The sequence below is a fragment of the Pseudomonas sp. MMS21 TM103 genome (genome assembly GCF_022132145.1).
Classification (GTDB): Bacteria; Pseudomonadota; Gammaproteobacteria; order Pseudomonadales; family Pseudomonadaceae; genus Aquipseudomonas.
In genome coordinates this window covers 256,116-272,859 of sequence record NZ_JAJISP010000007.1, presented here as the reverse complement: position 1 = coordinate 272,859, position 16,744 = coordinate 256,116, and the positions used below count along the sequence as shown (strand labels likewise).

Genomic DNA, 16,744 nt, shown 5'->3' with positions numbered 1-16,744 from the left:
CACGAAAATTTCTTTTCAACTTCAACCACTTGCGCTTCCGATCAACTCTAGGCTTCTCGTTAGCGGGAGGCGAATTCTACAGCGTTTCAAACCGCTGTCAACCACCTCTTTTACCGCTTTCGATCACCTCGACCGACCCCTGCAGAACCAAACCTCAACCCTGCAGAAGTGGCGCATTCTACGCAGCTTTCGCTGCTTTGCAACTTCTCTTTTTAAGCTAACTTCTTGTTTTGCAAGAGGTTTACCGAGAAGCCTGCGCCAGAAGAGGTGCGGATTATAGGCCCGACAGAAACTACGTCAAGCCTTTATTCAGCCTTTAGCGTAATGCGCGCAAAAGCCTTCTTGCCCGCCTGACAGACGTGGGTTGCGCCCTGCTTATGTATAAAGGAACGATCCACCACATCACCATCCACTCGCACGCCACCAGAACCCAGCAGGTCACGCGCCATGGCCGCGTTCTTGACCAGGCCAGCCTTGTTCAACAAAGCCGCGATAGGCATATCCTCAGCTGAAACCAGTTCAACTTCCGGCAAGTCTTCCGGCAGCTCGCCCTCACGCATACGGTTACCCGCCGAACGATGAGCGCTTGCCGCCGCCTCCTCCCCATGGAAGCGCGCGACTATCTCCTCAGCCAGCTTGATCTTGATATCACGCGGATTGGCACCATTTTTGACGTCGACTTTGAGCTGAGCGATCTCATCCATTGAGCGGAAGCTGAGTAACTCAAAGTAACGCCACATCAGCACATCTGGGATAGACACCAATTTGCCATACATGACACCCGGAGCTTCCTGGATGCCTACATAGTTACCCAGCGACTTGGACATCTTCTTGACACCGTCCAACCCCTCGAGCAGCGGCATGGTGACGATGCATTGCGACGCCTGACCATAGGAGCGCTGCAATTCACGCCCCATTAGCAGATTGAATTTCTGATCGGTCCCACCTAGCTCGACATCCGCGCGCAAAGCAACAGAGTCATAACCCTGCACTAATGGGTAGAGGAACTCGTGGATGGCAATCGGCTGATTGGTCGAGTAGCGCTTGCTGAAATCGTCACGCTCAAGCATACGCGCAACCGTGTATTGCGAAGCCAGCCTAATAAAGTCGGCGGGGCTCAGCTGATCCATCCAGGTGGAGTTGAACGCCACCTCGGTTTTCGCCGGATCAAGGATCTTGAACACCTGAGTTTTATAGGTCTCGGCATTCGCCAGCACCTGGTCGCGCGTCAAAGGCGGCCGGGTCGCACTCTTGCCACTCGGATCACCAATCATTCCGGTAAAATCGCCGATCAGAAAAACCACCTGATGACCCAATTCCTGAAACTGCCGCAGCTTATTAATAAGCACGGTGTGCCCGAGATGGAGATCCGGCGCCGTCGGGTCGAAGCCCGCCTTGATACGTAGCGGCTGACCACGCTTGAGTTTCTCCACCAGCTCAGACTCAACCAAAACCTCTTCCGCACCGCGCTTGATCAGCGCCAGCTGCTCTTCTACCGACTTCATGACAGGACTCACGACCACACAAATTGAAAGGGAACCAACCATACAAGATCACGTACAAATAACAAGTTTTGCCCAGACGCTCGCACATCTGCCCGCCACAGCCCTTTCGGGGTTGCCTCACAGACGTTTTGGTTATATTTTATACAATTAATGCATATTCATCATCTTCTTCATCTTTTCTTTTCACTTATTTCAAAGTCAAAGCCACCTATGACCTCTATAAGAAAAGCGCCACCGCTTTACCCAAAAACTCATATCCTCGCTGCAAGCGGTATAGCTGCTCTGCTCAGCCTGACCTTGCTGGTCTTCCCGTCACGTGAAGTCGAAGCGCAAAAAACCTACCTTAGCCTCGAGCTTGACAATAGCTCGGAGCTTGTTCTGCGGGAAACGAATGCCCAGCGTCCTGATCAGCTCAACGAAGATCGGAACGCTTCGCCATTTGCCAGAATCGAGCAGCCCTCGAACATCAGCAACAGCGCCGATCAAAGCATCCAAGCCGAAGATGACGGTACCCGCCCAAACACCGCAACAGCCGACTCCACTCCGCCGGAGCCCAGCCACAAGATTGTCAGGGTTGCCAATGGCGATACGCTATCCACGATCTTCGCCGATGTAGGCTTATCCGCCACCAGCCTTCACGACGTTTTGGGCAGCAGCAAGGAAGCCAAGCAGTTCAGCCGCCTGAAAGTTGGGCAGGCGCTCGAGTTCCAACTATCCGCCGACGGCCAACTCGAGAGCCTGAAGAGCACGCTCAGCGACCTCGAAAGCATCAGCATCAACAAGAATGAAAAAGGTTTCACCTTCAAGCGGGACATCGTCAAACCGGAAGTCAAAACCACCTATGCCCGCGGCGTAATCAACAGCTCGCTGTTTTTGTCGGCGAAACGCGCCGGCCTCTCCCATGGATTGACCATGGACCTGGCAAACGTTTTTGGTTACGACATCGACTTCGCCATGGATATTCGTAATGGCGACGAGTTCGAATTGGTCTATGAAGAGAAAGTGGTCAACAACAAGCAAGTCGGTACCGGCAACATCCTGTCTGCCCGCTTCACCAACCGGGGCAAGACCTTCACCGCGGTTCGCTACACCGACAAACAGGGCAATACCAGCTACTACAGTGCCGACGGCACCAGCATGCGCAAGGCCTTCATCCGCACCCCTGTAGATTTTGCTCGCATCAGCTCACGCTTCTCCAACGGCCGGCGCCATCCGATTCTGAACAAAATCCGCGCGCACAAGGGCGTCGATTACGCCGCAGCCCGTGGCACACCAATCAAAGCCGCTGGCGATGGCAAAATCGCCCTCGCCGGACGTAAAGGTGGCTACGGCAACACCGTCGTCATCCAGCACGGCAGCCGCTACCGCACCCTCTATGCCCACATGCAGGGCTTTGCCAAAGGCATCCGCACCGGCGGCAACGTCAAGCAAGGCCAGATCATCGGTTACATAGGTACTACCGGCCTTTCCACCGGACCACACTTGCATTACGAATTTCAGGTCAACGGTACCCACGTCGATCCCCTGAGCCAAAAACTGCCAATGGCCGATCCCATCGCACGCAATGAAAAGCAGCGTTTCATGCAACTGAGCACCCCCTTGATGGCACGCATGGATCAGGAAAAAACCACCCTGCTCGCTCTCAACAAGCGCTAACGCAGATGCCGCTCTATCTTGGCCTGATGTCCGGCACCAGTCTCGACGGGCTGGACATCGCCCTGATCGAGCAGAGCGAGAAAACCACTCTACTCGCCACCCATTACCTGCCCATGCCGGAACAACTGCGGGCTGAAATTTTGGCCCTGTGTGCACCTGGACCGGACGAACTGGCGCGTGCGGCCATGACTGAACAACGATGGGTTAGATTGGCCGCCCAGGGCATACAGACGTTACTGAAACGGCAAGAACTCACCCCTGCATCAATCCGTGCAATCGGCAGTCACGGCCAAACCATTCGCCATGAACCCGCCCGCGGGTTCAGTATCCAGATGGGCAACCCCGCCCTGCTTGCCGAATTGACCAGCATCAGCGTAGTGAGCGACTTTCGTCGCCGTGATGTCGCCGCCGGAGGTCAAGGTGCACCGCTGGTGCCCGCATTCCACGAAACTCTATTTGGCGAGCAACACTGCTATCGCGCGGTCTTGAATATCGGTGGGTTCAGCAACCTCAGCCTGCTCGCGCCCGATCAACCTGTGCGCGGGTTCGACTGTGGCCCCGGCAATGTCCTGATGGATGCCTGGATCCAACGCCAACGCGGCGATAGCTATGACCGCGACGGCGCCTGGGCAGCCAGTGGCAAGGTGCAGTCCGAGCTACTCGAAGCGTTACTCAGCGACCCCTTCTTCAACACCCAAGGACCAAAGAGTACCGGTCGCGAGCTGTTCAATCTGGACTGGCTTGACCAGCACCTGGACAAGCAACCCCGTTATACCGAAGCGGATGTACAGGCGACACTGCTGGAGCTGACGGCAATCAGCATCAGCAAAGCGCTGCACAGTGCCCAAAGCGAGACTGATGAGCTGTTGGTCTGCGGTGGGGGCGCGCATAACCGCACACTGATGACTCGCCTCGCCGCCCTGCTCCCAGGCTGCGCAGTCAACAGCACGCAGGCCTATGGTGTACCGGCAGATTGGGTGGAGGCCATGGCTTTCGCCTGGCTGGCACATTGCTGCCTGGAAGGCATACCCACCAATCGGCCGAGTGTGACAGGCGCTTGCGGACTGCGAGTGCTCGGCGCTATCTATCCCGCCTGACCAGGGGCTTTGACAAGTACAGAAACGACAACGCCGCGCACTCGGCGCGGCGTCGAACGTCTGTGCTTACGTAGTCAGATCGAGAAGGACGAGCCACAGCCACAGGTAGTGGTGGCATTGGGGTTATTGATCACGAAGCGCGAGCCTTCCAGGCCTTCTTGATAATCCACTTCGGCACCCGCCAGGTACTGGAAGCTCATGGGGTCTACGACCAGGCTCACCCCTTCGCGCTCGACAATGGTGTCGTCATCGGCGACTTCTTCATCAAAAGTGAAGCCATACTGGAAGCCCGAACAGCCGCCACCCGTGACGAACACGCGCAACTTCAGGCGAGGGTTACCCTCTTCATCGACCAGGCTCTTCACCTTGCTTGCCGCGCCCTGCGTGAATAGCAAAGCTGTGGGGGTGAAGGTTTCGACGCTCATGCTGACTATCTCCCGGCGCTAGACGCCATACTGCGTTGAGGCCCTGCATTATCCACTTACCCTACAAAAGCGGTCAACTATTCTGCAGTAACCAGATTTCCCGACAACTCCAAAGGTCGCGGCTGCTCTTTGAGTGGACGCATGCTCCCTTCGATCTGCGCCCCCATGGCCATTTCCATCAAGCCGTAATACAGATTGCCGCACACTCGCGCGCGGCTACCCAACTCGAGGTGCTCGTTGGCGTAAACATCGCCGATAACCTCGCCGTCGATCACTATGCGCGGGGCACGGATCTCACCTTCAACCTGGCCCTCGGCACTGACTCGAACCAGGCCATCACTGGTCTGCAAATTGCCACAGACCCGCCCATCGACCTGTACAGCGCCATGAAACTGTAAGTCTCCGTTGAACTCCGCCCCCGCCGCGATCAGGCTGGTCTTGCCAGTGAAGCGCTGCAGGTCGGTCTTGCGTTTGTCTTTATTCCACATGGGAGGCTGTTACTCCTGGTCGATCCATTTGAATGTCCGCTCCAACGGCTTTTCGCCTTTGATCTCGGCACGCACCCTGATCTGATGCGCAATAAAGCCGTCAGGCAACTTCAGCTCGGCGAAGCGTCCAGCTTCAGGAATCGCTTGGAAGTGCTTGAACGCAAAGGGAATTACCTGACCACTGAACTGATCAGGAAAATTTTGCGTCAATGCGGCCAGTTCCAAGCTGACCGCCTTTCCATCCTGACGCCCCTCCACTGTCACCACTAACTGGCCTTCAATGGGTTTGTCGTCCTTGCCCACCCGGCTGAGGAGTATTTTGTAGCGGAAATGCAGCGGCCTGTCCGTGGCCTGCAACTCAAAGGCGCGGATCCGTAACCCCTCCCGACGACTGGCTGGCGCCAGTACGCCCCTGTAGGACGCCAGGTCTTGCTGCTGCTTGAAGATCTGCTCTTCAAGCAATTTGATGGTCAAACGGCTCTGTTCATTGGCCTGCTGCGCGACTTTCTCACCACTGCTGACCACAATCAGGCGTTGGCGCACCTGATCCAGTTCCTGCTCCAGCGCGATCAAGCGCTCCTGCATCGGCTGGTACTGCACCTCAATCGCCTGGGTCGCGCGCAGCTGCCACCAGACCCCGGCACAGAACGAGGCCGGAATAGCCAGGAGTAACAACAGCAGCACCAGTCGCATCCGGCCGGTGCGGCGCGGGTCACTGGGGCGTACTTCCCAGCCGGACATCAGGGCAGCATGGCCGCGTGTGCCAGCCCCAGGCGCTCATCGAGCCCGAACAGGATGTTCATGTTCTGTACTGCCTGGCCGGAAGCACCTTTGACCAGGTTATCGATTACCGACAGCACCACCACCAGGTCGCCGTCTTGCGGGCGGTGCACGGCAAGACGGCAAACATTGGCCCCTCGCACGCTGCGGGTTTCCGGGTGACTACCTACCGGCATCACATCAACAAACGGCTCGCTGGCATAGCGCTGCTCGAACAGCGCCTGCAGATCGACCGAGCGGTCTACCACGGTCGCATACAAGGTCGCATGGATGCCGCGAATCATCGGGGTCAGGTGCGGCACGAAGGTCAGACCGACCGCAGAACCCGCCGCACGACGCAAACCCTGGCAGATTTCCGGCAGGTGACGATGTCCTTTGACGCCGTAGGCCTTCATGCTTTCACCAGCCTCGCTGAACAGTGAACCGACGCTGGCACCGCGCCCGGCGCCGCTGACCCCGGACTTGCAGTCGGCGATCAACCGCGAAGTGTCGGCCAGCCCGGCTTCCAGCAACGGGATAAAGCCCAACTGCGCAGCGGTCGGATAGCAACCGGGCACGGCGATCAGCCGCGCCTGCTTGATCGCTTCGCGGTTGACCTCCGGCAAGCCGTATACCGCTTCAGGCAGCAGATCCGGCGCGCCGTGGGGCTGGCCATACCACTTACCCCACTCTTCGGCGTCCTGCAGACGAAAGTCGGCAGACAGGTCGATGACCTTGGTCCCGGCCGCCAGCAACTCGCCGGCCAGGGCATGGGCTACACCATGTGGAGTGGCAAAGAACACCACATCGCAGGCACCCAGGGTCGCGACATCCGGGACGCTGAAGCACAGGCCAGGGTAGTGACCGCGCAGGTTCGGGTACATCTCGTCGACGCGCAAGCCCGCCTCTGAGCGCGAAGTGATGACTGCAACTTGCGCCTGTGGGTGCTGCGCCAACAAGCGCAACAACTCCACTCCGGTGTAGCCCGTGCCGCCGACGATACCGACCTTGACCATCACATGCCCCTTGCAGAAAGCCATTGGAAAGCCGTCGATGATAAGGCCGTAACCGCCAACGGCCAACCGCGCAGATGACGTATTGGGCACAGGCCACTACTATCGGGCCTATTTATCATTCAGGGAGTCGATCAATGCTCTATCTGTGGCTCAAAGCCCTGCACATTATCGCCATGGTCTGCTGGTTCGCCGGGCTGTTCTACCTGCCACGCCTGTTTGTCTACCATGCCATGAGCGAAGACGACACCAGTCGCGAGCGCTTCTGCGTGATGGAGCGCAAGCTGTATCGCGGCATCATGCTGCCGTCGATGATCGCCACCCTGATTTTCGGTGCTTGGTTAATTAGCCTCAACCCCGGCTACTACTTCAGCCAGGGCTGGATGCACGCCAAGCTCAGTCTGGTCATCCTGCTGATCGCTTATCAGCACCTCTGCGGTGCTCAGCTCAAACGCTTCGCCCGCGGCGAGAATCGGCGCAGCCATGTGTTCTACCGCTGGTTCAATGAGGCACCAGTACTGGTCTTGCTCGCTGTCGTCATCCTGGTCGTGGTCAAACCCTTCTGAACCAGCCCGAGGAATCCGCATGAGCCTTCCCACCCTGCTTGAACAACGCCTGCGCCTGCCTGTGGTGGCCGCCCCTATGTTCCTGGTGTCCAACCCGCAACTGGTCCTCGCCTGTTGCCGTAACGGCATCGTCGGTAGTTTTCCAGCGCTCAACCAGCGCGACAGCGGCGCCTTCAAAGCCTGGCTGGAAGAGATCGAAGCCGGTCTGCAGGCCGAGTTCGCGCCTTATGCAGTCAACCTGATAGTACATGGCAGCAATCCGCGCCTGCAGGCCGATCTGGCCATCTGCATCGAACACCGCGTGCCTATCGTCATCACCAGCCTCGGCGCGGCCAAGGAAGTGGTTGATGCAGTGCACGGCTATGGGGGGCTGGTATTCCATGACGTGACCACCCGCCGCCATGCGGAGAAAGCCGCAGACGCCGGAGTCGATGGTTTGATCGCGGTCGCTGCCGGTGCCGGTGGTCATGCCGGCACCTGGAGCCCCTTTGCCCTGATTGCGGAAATCCGCCAGTTCTTCGACAAGACCCTGTTGCTTGCCGGCTGCCTCAATCACGGCCATGAAATTCTCGCCGCGCAATTGCTCGGCGCCGACCTGGCCTACCTCGGCACCCGCTTCATCGCCACGCAAGAGAACAATGCTCCGGCGGCTTACAAGCAGATGATTCTGGACGCCAAGGCCGCCGACATCATCCACACCCCGGCGGTATCCGGCGTGCCGGCCAGCTTCATGCGCCAGAGCCTGGAGCTGGCCGGCTACGACCTCAAGCAGCTGCAAAACAAGGGCGAGATCAATTACGGGGAAAAACTCAAGCCGATCAGCGACGAGGCCAAAGCCTGGAAAACCGTGTGGTCGGCCGGCCAGGGCGTCGGCACCATCGCCGATCTACCAAGCGTCGATGCGCTGGTGGCGCGCCTGGATCGCGAGTACCGCGATGCACAGCGTCGGGCCCAACTTCTGCAGCAGCGCTGGCCGCGGTAAAGCGACACTGAGCGGGCGATCCTTCTCGTCGCTGGCAGCCAATTACAATCGACGCAATGGCCGCCAGCGACCGCCACACTCCAGTCACCCGACACTCACCGGAACGGCTTCAGCAAGCCATGTCGACTCAACAGCCAAACTTTTATCGTCCATCAGACGGGCACGCCAACTGTGAAGCAACCAGCATATTTGTGCTCCAGGCTGCCTGTTCAGAGGCCGGCGGGCCCGCTAGGCTGTAGTGGCCCTTTACCCATAGCGCCGACAAGGAAGCCCGCATGACCCAAGCCCGTTTCAAGATTGTCTTCAGTGGCGAATTAATGCCTGAGGTGGCGTTGGAAACCGCCCAAGACAAACTTGCGCGCCTGTTCAAGAGTGACCACACACGAATTAATGCGCTATTCAGTGGCCGCACTATCGCCCTAAAGCGCAACTTGTCTGAGGACGAGGCCGACCAATACCTTGCGGCCCTGCACCGCGCAGGGGCAAGAGCGCGCAAAGAGCCTGAGCCCGGCGTCAGCCTGAGCCTGGAGGACACCGGAGAGCATCGCTTCGCCGCGAGCGCCGCCAGCAGCGACATGACCTGCCCCAAGTGCGACCACCGGCAAGCCAAGGCAGCGGAGTGCTCAGCCTGCGGCGTCATCATCGAGAAATTTATCGCCCGACAGGCGGCGCTCTCCAAGAGTACGCAAGCTGACCAGCCTCAGCAGCCCGGCGACATCGGCAGAGCCGGCAATACCCCCTACGCGACACCCCTGGCGACAGTCGCGGAAGCACTGCCAGAATTCGGTGAGCTCGACGTATTCAGCATCGAAGGACGCATCGGCCGCCTGCGCTATCTGGCCTGGTCACTGATGCTACTGCTGGGGGCGCTGGCCCTGTTCGGCCTAGCCAGCATCGGCTTGGCCATTTCACCACTAGTCGGCGTCATCCTGATGGCCTTGGTTGGCATCGGCATTGTAGTGGTCAACGTACAGATAAGCGTACAGCGCCTGCATGACATCGGCTGGTCAGGCTGGCTCTGGCTGATCAACATGGTACCGATCGCCGGTGGCGTTTTCGCCCTGTTGATGCTGGTCATTCCTGGCACAACCGGAGCGAATCGCTACGGCCCACCAGCACCGCCCAACAGCCGCGGGGTCAAGGTACTGGCCTGGCTCTGGCTACTGGTCCCGGTACTCGGCATCCTGGCCGCCATCACCCTGCCCGCCTACCAAAATTATTTGAACCGCACGGGCCTCTGACTCGCGCCTCATCACCACAGAGGCCAGGCCGGCCCTAACCCCACGCCCCGTTATGCCCTGACTACCGGCGCCTCCAGCGGTATCGGCCGAACCCTGACCGAAGCCCTGGCACCTCGCGGGCGTAGCCTGATCCTGGTCGCGCAGCAACGCGATGCGCTGGACAGCATTGCCTGCGAGTTGAGTCAGCGCTTTGCCGTGGAGATCCTGTTCGGCGTCTGCGACCTGGCTGAACCACTGCAAACCGCCGGCCTGCTGTATGAACTGGAACAGAACGAGCGGCCCATCGACCGGCTGATCAACAGCGCCGGGGTCGCCACGTGGGCTGCCTGCGTCGCCCAGGACGGGCGCATCACCATCCCCGGCTGGCGCAATCGGCTGCAGGCCATAGCGCCGCGCTGGCTGGAGCACCAGGTCGCAGCGCGGCTCAACCGGACGCTCAGCCGCAGCTGATCAGGCCAGGACCGTTCGACCGTGGGCCCAGGCGCGCAAGGCATTGAGGTCTTCGGCCATCACCACCGACAAGGGTGCGGTACTCTGGATGCTGTGCAGCAGCAAGGCCTGATCGACCTCCTGTTGTTGCGCCTGGGCGGCATACAGGGCACTGACCACGACCTGTTCGATCTCGGCCCCGGAAAAACCCTCGCTGGCGAGCGCCAACAGCTGCAGATCGAAACCGGCGGGTTCCAGTTCGCGCCGTGCCAGATGGATGCGAAAGATCTCCGCGCGCACGGCCTGATCTGGCAAGTCGACGAAGAAGAGCTCATCGAAACGCCCCTTGCGCACCAGCTCCGGCGGCAGCCGCTGGATGGCGTTGGCGGTCGCCACCATGAATACCGGTGTCTTGCGCTCGGCCATCCAGGTCAGCAGGGTGCCGAGCACCCGCTGGCTGACGCCACCGTCGTGCTCGCCGCTGGCCAGGCCTTTCTCGATCTCGTCGATCCACAACACACAGGGGGCCATTTGCTCGGCAAGGCTCAAGGCCTCACGCAGGTTGCGCTCGGTCTCGCCAAAGAACTTGTTGTACAGGCAGGCAAAGTCCAGCCGCAGCAGGGGCAAGCCCCACAATCCAGCCACGGCCTTGGCGGCCAGGCTCTTGCCGCCGCCCTGCACACCGACCAGCAGCATGCCCTTGGGCAGGTCGATGCCCTTGCCGTCGAGGAACATGCCCTGGCGCTCGGCCAGCCAGCGCTTCAGGTTGTTCAAGCCGCCGACCTCGGCGAAGCGTGCGGTGTCGTACTCGAAGCTCAGCACCCCCTCAAGATCTAGGAGCTGGAACTTGGTCTTGTTCAGTTCCGGCAAATCCTCCTGGGTTATCGCGCCGTCATCGCAGATCACATTGCGCGCCAGCACCCGGGCTTCGCCATGGCTCAAGCCGCGCAGGTTCTTCACCACCTGCTGCAAGGTGCGATTATCGGTGCGTACTCGGGCATTGCGATTGCGCTCGCTCCAGCGGCTGGCTTCCTCGCGCACGATCGCCAGCAATTCGTCTTCCGACGGCAGCGCCAGGCTGAAACGCGCGGCAAAGCGCTGCACCTCCGCCGGCAGCTTGCAGGCATGGGAGACCAGCACCAGGGTTGGCGCATGGGGCGTATCGCGCATGGCGACTTCCTTGAGCAAGCGCACCAGCCTGGGGTTGTCGACGAGGAACGGATGCAGGTCGCACAGCACGTACAGGTTCGCCTGCGGATCGGCCTTGATCAGCCGCAACGCGGCCTCCGGCTCCTGGCTCGCGCTTTCGTCCAGCGCCTCACCGCCGAAGCCCAGGCGCTGCAGGCCTTCGGTCACCGACCAAGTGTGCAGGCCGAGGCCACGCTTGACCGCCAGACCGGTCAGCGTTTCCAGCACGCGCGGCTCATCCCAGGACTCGATGAGGACCAGCTTGATCCTGGAGTCGAGCACCAGGCCCAGATCATGGATATCGTTCTTCACACCCGCTCCTTGTGGCGGCCTTCTGGCCGGGATCAACTCAGCCCGTTAGACTCGGGCCTCATTCAACAGGCCAGGAGACTGCGCCATGGACTGTCTGTTCTGCAAGATCGTCGCCGGGGAAATACCCGCGCGCAAGCTTTATGAAGACGATCAAGTGATCGCCTTTCACGATATCGGCCCCAAGGCCCCGGTGCATTTCCTGGTGATCCCGAAAAAGCACATTCACACCCTTCACGACCTCGGCGAAGACGATAAAGCCCTGGCCGGGCACATCCTCTATACGGCTCAGCGCCTGGCCAAAGAACAGGGCTGCGAAGACGGCTTTCGCGTGGTGATGAACTGCAATGAATTGGGCGGACAAACCGTTTACCACATTCATATGCATGTCCTCGGTCAACGGCAGATGACCTGGCCGCCGGGCTGAGCAACAACTCCCGCCCTGCCGAACGGCCCTGACGCCGGTCAAGCCGCGGCACATCGATTGGAGTAAACTTGCCACTCTCTTTTCGCCGGAGGTGCCCGATGGCCAGCGAACGTCACTACTCCCCCGTAGACCGCCTGTTCCTGCAGGCGGATGCGGCCCTGCGTACCCTGCTGCCTTTCAGCGGCCAGCCCAGTCGCCCCTCGCCGGCCATCGTGCAGGCGGAGACCGAACTGGATGAACCGACCGCACGGCATGTCGCCGGCCTGATGCGCATCAATCACACTGGCGAGGTATGCGCCCAGGCGCTGTACCAGGGCCAGGCGCTGACCGCCAAGCTGGCCAAGGTACGCAGCGCCATGGAGCATGCCGCCGATGAGGAAATCGATCATCTGGCCTGGTGCGAGCAACGTATCCGCCAACTCGGCAGCCACCCGAGCGTTCTCAACCCGCTGTTTTATGGCCTGTCTTTTGGTGTCGGCGCCGTCGCCGGCCTGATCAGCGACAAGATCAGCCTGGGGTTTGTCGCCGCCACCGAAGACCAGGTGGTCAAGCACCTCAGCGAACACCTGCAACAGCTCCCGCTAAACGACGACAAGTCACGGGCGATCCTCGAGCAGATGCGCCTCGATGAAGAGCGCCATGCCACCAGCGCCCTGGAAGCCGGCGGCCTACGCTTCCCGGTGCCGGTTAAAATCGGCATGACGCTGCTGTCCAAGGTCATGACCAAGAGCGCCTATCGGCTGTAGCTGCGAGCAATAAGATGGGAAAACCATAAAGGGCGCCGTTGGCGCCCTTTATGGTTTCACCTGCAGCTTAGGGCGGCTTCAACCCAACTCGATGATCTCGTAGTCATGGGTGATCTCGACACCGGCGCGGCCGAGCATGATCGAGGCCGAGCAATATTTCTCTGCCGACAGTTCGACCGCACGCTTGACCTGCGCCTCCTTCAAGCCTCGGCCCTTGACCACGAAGTGCAGGTGGATCTTGGTGAATACCTTGGGCTCCTCGGTGGCCCGTTCGGCCTCGAGAAAGGCTTCACAACTCTCTACCGGCTGTCTGGATTTTTTCAGGATGCTGACCACATCGAAGTTGCTGCACCCGCCCAGACCGATCAGCAGCATTTCCATGGGGCGCACACCCAGATTACGGCCGCCGCTCTCCGGCGGACCGTCCATCACCACCGCATGACCACTGCCCGACTCGCCGATAAACAGGGCTTCGCCGGCCCATTGAATGCGCGCTTTCATTACCAAGCCTCCGCTGTTAAAAAGGGACGCAGCTTATCACAGCCCTTTTCGCGCTCTGGCTGCAGCCTTCTGGGCGCAAGTTCCGCCGCTAGATGCTAGCCATGTCGCAAAATCGACCCAGGCCTTGGCGTGTTTGTTAAGCTGACGCCGGATTACTGGCACACTGGGCTAGATAACTATAAGAAATTGCCTGTCAGACAAAGGCTTACCTTTTTATTTTCGGGACTCGGGCATGGTCGCAATTACCCTTACACCTAAAATCAAGAATCTCGACAAACTCCTCGCACATTGTCACCGTCGTCGCTATACGGCCAAAAGCACCATCATCTATGCAGGTGATCGCTGCGAAACCCTGTTCTTCATCGTCAAAGGTTCGGTCACCATCCTCATCGAGGATGACGATGGCCGGGAAATGATCATCGCCTACCTCAACCCCGGGGACTTCTTCGGCGAGATGGGCCTGTTCGACAAGGACGGTGCGGAGAAAGAGCGCAGCGCCTGGGTCCGCGCCAAGACCGAGTGCGAGGTGGCGGAACTCAGCTACGCCAAGTTCCGCGAACTGACCCAGCAAGACCCGGACATCCTCTACGCCCTCGGCAGCCAGATGGCCGAGCGCCTGCGCAATACCACGCGCAAGGTCGGCGACCTGGCGTTCCTCGATGTCACCGGCCGCGTGGCGCGCACCCTGCTCGACCTGTGCAAGCAGCCGGACGCCATGACCCACCCGGATGGCATGCAGATCAAGATCACCCGCCAGGAAATCGGCCGCATCGTCGGCTGCTCTCGCGAGATGGTCGGCCGCGTGCTCAAGGCCCTGGAAGAGCAAGGCCTGGTCAACGTCAAAGGCAAAACCATGGTGGTGTTCGGCACCCGCTGAAGTCGCCAGGCATAAAAAAACCGGCGCATGCGCCGGTTTTTTTATTCGCCTGGATCAGTCCACATCGGAGCTGGCACTCATCCGCCGGCGCTCGGGGAAGAACAGCCGCTCCAGTTCGACCCCTGGATTTTCCGCACGCATGAAGGCTTCGCCGACCAGAAAAGCATACACCTCGCTGATTTCCATCAGCTCGACATCGGCGCGATTGAGGATGCCGCTCTCGGTCACCACCAGACGGTCGCGCGGAATTCGCGGCAACAGATCCAGGGTGGTTTCCAGGTCGAGTTCGAAGGTATGCAGGTTACGGTTGTTGATGCCCACCAGCGGCGTGTCCAGGGTATTCAACGCCCGCTCCAACTCGTCGCCATCGTGCACCTCGACCAACACATCGAGATCGAAAGCCTTGGCCGTCGCCGCCAGTTCGGCCATCTGCGCATCGGACAGCGCCGCGACGATCAACAGCACGCAATCGGCGCCCAGGGCGCGGGACTCGACAATCTGGTAGGGGTCGACCATGAAATCCTTGCGGATCACCGGCAACGAACAGGCACTGCGCGCTTCCTGCAGGTAGAGGTCGGCGCCCTGGAAGAAATCCTCGTCGGTCAACACCGACAGGCAGGTCGCCCCACCGGCCTGGTAACTGCGGGCGATGTCCGCCGGGACGAAGATCTCGCGCAGCACGCCCTTGCTCGGCGAAGCCTTCTTGATCTCGGCGATGACTGCCGGCTGCTTGCGTTTGACCTGCTCCTGCAAGGCCCGGGCAAAGCCCCGCGGGGTATCGGCGGCACGAGCTTGCTGCTCGACTTCATCGAGGCCGACGATGGCGCGACGCTCAGCCACTTCTTCGGCCTTGCGGGCAAGGATCTTCTCCAGAATGGTTGGAATGCTCACCCTTCATTCTCCTGCTTGAATACCGCGGTAAAGGACACCAGTTCCTGCAGTTTCTCCCAGGCCAGCCCGGTATGCAGCGCATCATGGGCCCGTTGTACACCTTCCTTCAGGCTACTGGCCAGATCGGCGGCATACAGCGCCGCTCCGGCATTGAGCACGATCATGTCGGCCGCCTTCTGGCCCTGCTCGCCCTTGCGCTTGGTCAGCGCATCACGGATCAGTGCCAGCGACTGTTCGGCGTCATCGACGGTCAAACCGATCAGGCTCTGGCTCTTGATGCCGAAGTCTTCCGGCTGAATGCTGTACTCGCTGACCACGCCGTCTTTCAGCTCGGCAACGAAGGTCGGAGCCGCCAGGCTGATCTCATCCAGACCATCCTGGGCATGCACCACCAGCACATGCTCACTGCCCAGACGCTGCAGCACTTCGGCCAGCGGCCGGCACAGCGCCTTGCTGAACACCCCCAGCACCTGATGCTTGACCCCGGCCGGGTTGGTCATCGGCCCGAGCATATTGAAGATGGTGCGCAGGCCCAGTTCGCGACGCGGGCCGATGGCGTACTTCATCGCGCCGTGGTGGGCCGGGGCGAACATGAAGCCGACCCCCACGCTCTCGACACAGCGCGCCACCTGCTCGGGGGTGAGATTCAGGTTGACCCCGGCGGCCTCCAGCAGATCGGCGCTGCCGCTCTTGCCCGAGACCGCACGGTTGCCGTGTTTGGCCACCTGGCCACCGGCCGCTGCGACGACGAAGGCCGCCGCAGTGGAGACGTTGAAGATATTCATGCCGTCGCCACCGGTGCCGCAGGTGTCGACCAGACGCTCGGCCTCGATCTGCACCGGCGCGGCCAGCTCGCGCATGATCTGTGCCGCACCGACGATCTCGTCAATGGTCTCGCTCTTCATGCGCAAGCCCATGAGGAAGGCGCCGACCTGCGCGTCCGTGCACTGGCCGGTCATGATTTCGCGCATCACATCCTGCATTTCTGCAGTGCTCAGATCGAGCTGACTGACAACCCGATTAAGGGCTTCCTTGATGTTCATGCGCGCATGCCTCCATGTTGTTTGAGGAAGTTGGCAAAGAGCTCATGGCCCTGCTCGGTGAGAATAGACTCCGGATGGAACTGCACGCCTTCGATATGCAGGGTCTTGTGGCGCAGGCCCATGATCTCGTCGAGCGCGCCGTCCTCGAATTGGGTCCAGGCGGTGACTTCCAGGCAGTCCGGCAGGGTTTCGCGCTTGACCACCAGGGAGTGATAGCGGGTCACCGTCAGTGGATTGTTGAGCCCGGCGAACACCCCGCTATTTTCGTGGAACACCGGACTGGTCTTGCCGTGCATCACCTGGCGCGCGCGCACCACGTCGCCGCCGAAGGCCTGGCCGATACTCTGGTGGCCCAGGCAGACGCCGAGGATCGGCAGCTTGCCGGCAAAGTGCTGGATCACCGCCAGCGACACGCCGGCCTCGTTGGGCGTACAGGGCCCGGGCGAAACCACGATGCGTTCGGGGTTCAGGGCAGCGATCTCGGCGACACTCAGCTCGTCGTTACGGATCACCTTGACGTCCGCCCCCAACTCACCGAGGTACTGCACCACATTGTAGGTAAAGGAGTCGTAGTTATCGATCATCAGCAGCATGGCAGGAC

Annotated in this window: 18 protein-coding genes and 1 pseudogene; 9 read left to right on the top strand and 10 right to left on the bottom strand. The window is 60.3% G+C overall.

The features are described from left to right. Positions 1-305 precede the first annotated feature (305 nt). Positions 306-1,505 carry a tyrosine--tRNA ligase gene (gene tyrS, locus LJY18_RS19970; RefSeq protein ID WP_238043773.1) on the bottom strand — a complete coding sequence of 400 codons (1,200 nt, stop codon included), beginning with the start codon at positions 1,503-1,505 and terminating at the stop codon, positions 306-308. A 210-nt stretch (positions 1,506-1,715) separates the two neighbouring features. Here tyrS and LJY18_RS19965 point away from each other — a divergent pair, with 210 nt between their 5' ends. Further along, the gene (locus tag LJY18_RS19965; RefSeq protein WP_238043772.1) at positions 1,716-3,161 is read left to right on the top strand and encodes a peptidoglycan DD-metalloendopeptidase family protein; all 1,446 of its coding nucleotides are present in this window, start codon (positions 1,716-1,718) and stop codon (positions 3,159-3,161) included. 5 nt (positions 3,162-3,166) lie between these two features. Next, positions 3,167-4,258 carry an anhydro-N-acetylmuramic acid kinase gene (locus LJY18_RS19960; protein WP_238043771.1) on the top strand — a complete coding sequence of 364 codons (1,092 nt, stop codon included), beginning with the start codon at positions 3,167-3,169 and terminating at the stop codon, positions 4,256-4,258. 74 nt (positions 4,259-4,332) lie between these two features. Here the strand turns inward: LJY18_RS19960 and erpA are convergent, their stop codons facing one another. The 4 genes from erpA to argC form a co-directional block, all read right to left on the bottom strand. After that, on the bottom strand, positions 4,333-4,683 hold the full coding sequence (erpA, locus tag LJY18_RS19955; protein WP_238043769.1) for an iron-sulfur cluster insertion protein ErpA: 351 nt from the start codon (positions 4,681-4,683) through the stop codon (positions 4,333-4,335). 77 nt (positions 4,684-4,760) lie between these two features. After that, complete coding sequence (locus LJY18_RS19950; RefSeq protein WP_238043768.1) at positions 4,761-5,171, bottom strand: bactofilin family protein; 411 nt, start codon at positions 5,169-5,171, stop codon at positions 4,761-4,763. Between the two features lie 9 nt (positions 5,172-5,180). Then, positions 5,181-5,771: a DUF6776 family protein gene (locus tag LJY18_RS19945; RefSeq protein ID WP_238043767.1), complete on the bottom strand. Its 591-nt coding sequence runs from the start codon at positions 5,769-5,771 to the stop codon at positions 5,181-5,183. Between the two features lie 140 nt (positions 5,772-5,911). Continuing rightward, a complete protein-coding gene (argC, locus tag LJY18_RS19940) occupies positions 5,912-6,946 on the bottom strand; it encodes an N-acetyl-gamma-glutamyl-phosphate reductase (RefSeq protein WP_238043788.1) in 1,035 nt (344 codons plus the stop codon). Positions 6,947-7,080: 134 nt separating this feature from the next. Here argC and hemJ point away from each other — a divergent pair, with 134 nt between their 5' ends. The 4 genes and pseudogenes from hemJ to LJY18_RS19920 form a co-directional block, all read left to right on the top strand. Then, positions 7,081-7,509: a protoporphyrinogen oxidase HemJ gene (gene hemJ / locus LJY18_RS19935; protein ID WP_238043766.1), complete on the top strand. Its 429-nt coding sequence runs from the start codon at positions 7,081-7,083 to the stop codon at positions 7,507-7,509. Between the two features lie 19 nt (positions 7,510-7,528). Continuing rightward, positions 7,529-8,491, top strand: coding sequence for an NAD(P)H-dependent flavin oxidoreductase (locus tag LJY18_RS19930; protein WP_238043765.1), 963 nt, complete (start codon positions 7,529-7,531; stop codon positions 8,489-8,491). Positions 8,492-8,766: 275 nt separating this feature from the next. Continuing rightward, on the top strand, positions 8,767-9,732 hold the full coding sequence (locus LJY18_RS19925) for a DUF805 domain-containing protein (protein WP_238043764.1): 966 nt from the start codon (positions 8,767-8,769) through the stop codon (positions 9,730-9,732). 57 nt (positions 9,733-9,789) lie between these two features. Further along, positions 9,790-10,074 (top strand): annotated as a pseudogene (locus LJY18_RS19920) (SDR family NAD(P)-dependent oxidoreductase); the annotation flags it as partial. A gap of 108 nt (positions 10,075-10,182) precedes the next feature. Here LJY18_RS19920 and LJY18_RS19915 read toward each other — a convergent pair. Further along, the gene (locus LJY18_RS19915) at positions 10,183-11,661 is read right to left on the bottom strand and encodes an AAA family ATPase (RefSeq protein ID WP_238043763.1); all 1,479 of its coding nucleotides are present in this window, start codon (positions 11,659-11,661) and stop codon (positions 10,183-10,185) included. Between the two features lie 85 nt (positions 11,662-11,746). Between LJY18_RS19915 and LJY18_RS19910 the strand changes: the two genes are divergently transcribed. Both LJY18_RS19910 and coq7 read left to right on the top strand, forming a co-directional pair. Continuing rightward, positions 11,747-12,085: a histidine triad nucleotide-binding protein gene (locus LJY18_RS19910; protein WP_238043762.1), complete on the top strand. Its 339-nt coding sequence runs from the start codon at positions 11,747-11,749 to the stop codon at positions 12,083-12,085. A 98-nt stretch (positions 12,086-12,183) separates the two neighbouring features. Beyond that, positions 12,184-12,831 carry a 2-polyprenyl-3-methyl-6-methoxy-1,4-benzoquinone monooxygenase gene (gene coq7 / locus LJY18_RS19905; RefSeq protein WP_238043761.1) on the top strand — a complete coding sequence of 216 codons (648 nt, stop codon included), beginning with the start codon at positions 12,184-12,186 and terminating at the stop codon, positions 12,829-12,831. Between the two features lie 78 nt (positions 12,832-12,909). Here coq7 and LJY18_RS19900 read toward each other — a convergent pair whose 3' ends face one another. Continuing rightward, positions 12,910-13,332 carry an OsmC family protein gene (locus LJY18_RS19900; protein ID WP_238043760.1) on the bottom strand — a complete coding sequence of 141 codons (423 nt, stop codon included), beginning with the start codon at positions 13,330-13,332 and terminating at the stop codon, positions 12,910-12,912. 232 nt (positions 13,333-13,564) lie between these two features. Between LJY18_RS19900 and crp the strand changes: the two genes are divergently transcribed. Beyond that, positions 13,565-14,209 carry a cAMP-activated global transcriptional regulator CRP gene (gene crp, locus LJY18_RS19895; protein WP_172153125.1) on the top strand — a complete coding sequence of 215 codons (645 nt, stop codon included), beginning with the start codon at positions 13,565-13,567 and terminating at the stop codon, positions 14,207-14,209. Positions 14,210-14,263: 54 nt separating this feature from the next. Here crp and trpC read toward each other — a convergent pair whose 3' ends face one another. The 3 genes from trpC to LJY18_RS19880 are packed head-to-tail and all read right to left on the bottom strand — an operon-like array spanning position 14,264 to position 16,736. Continuing rightward, complete coding sequence (gene trpC / locus LJY18_RS19890) at positions 14,264-15,100, bottom strand: indole-3-glycerol phosphate synthase TrpC (protein ID WP_238043758.1); 837 nt, start codon at positions 15,098-15,100, stop codon at positions 14,264-14,266. Then, complete coding sequence (trpD, locus tag LJY18_RS19885) at positions 15,097-16,143, bottom strand: anthranilate phosphoribosyltransferase (RefSeq protein WP_238043756.1); 1,047 nt, start codon at positions 16,141-16,143, stop codon at positions 15,097-15,099. Before trpD ends, trpC begins: the two co-directional genes overlap by 4 nt. Next, the gene (locus LJY18_RS19880; protein ID WP_238043755.1) at positions 16,140-16,736 is read right to left on the bottom strand and encodes an aminodeoxychorismate/anthranilate synthase component II; all 597 of its coding nucleotides are present in this window, start codon (positions 16,734-16,736) and stop codon (positions 16,140-16,142) included. The genes trpD and LJY18_RS19880 overlap by 4 nt, the downstream gene beginning before the upstream one ends. Positions 16,737-16,744: the final 8 nt, after the last annotated feature.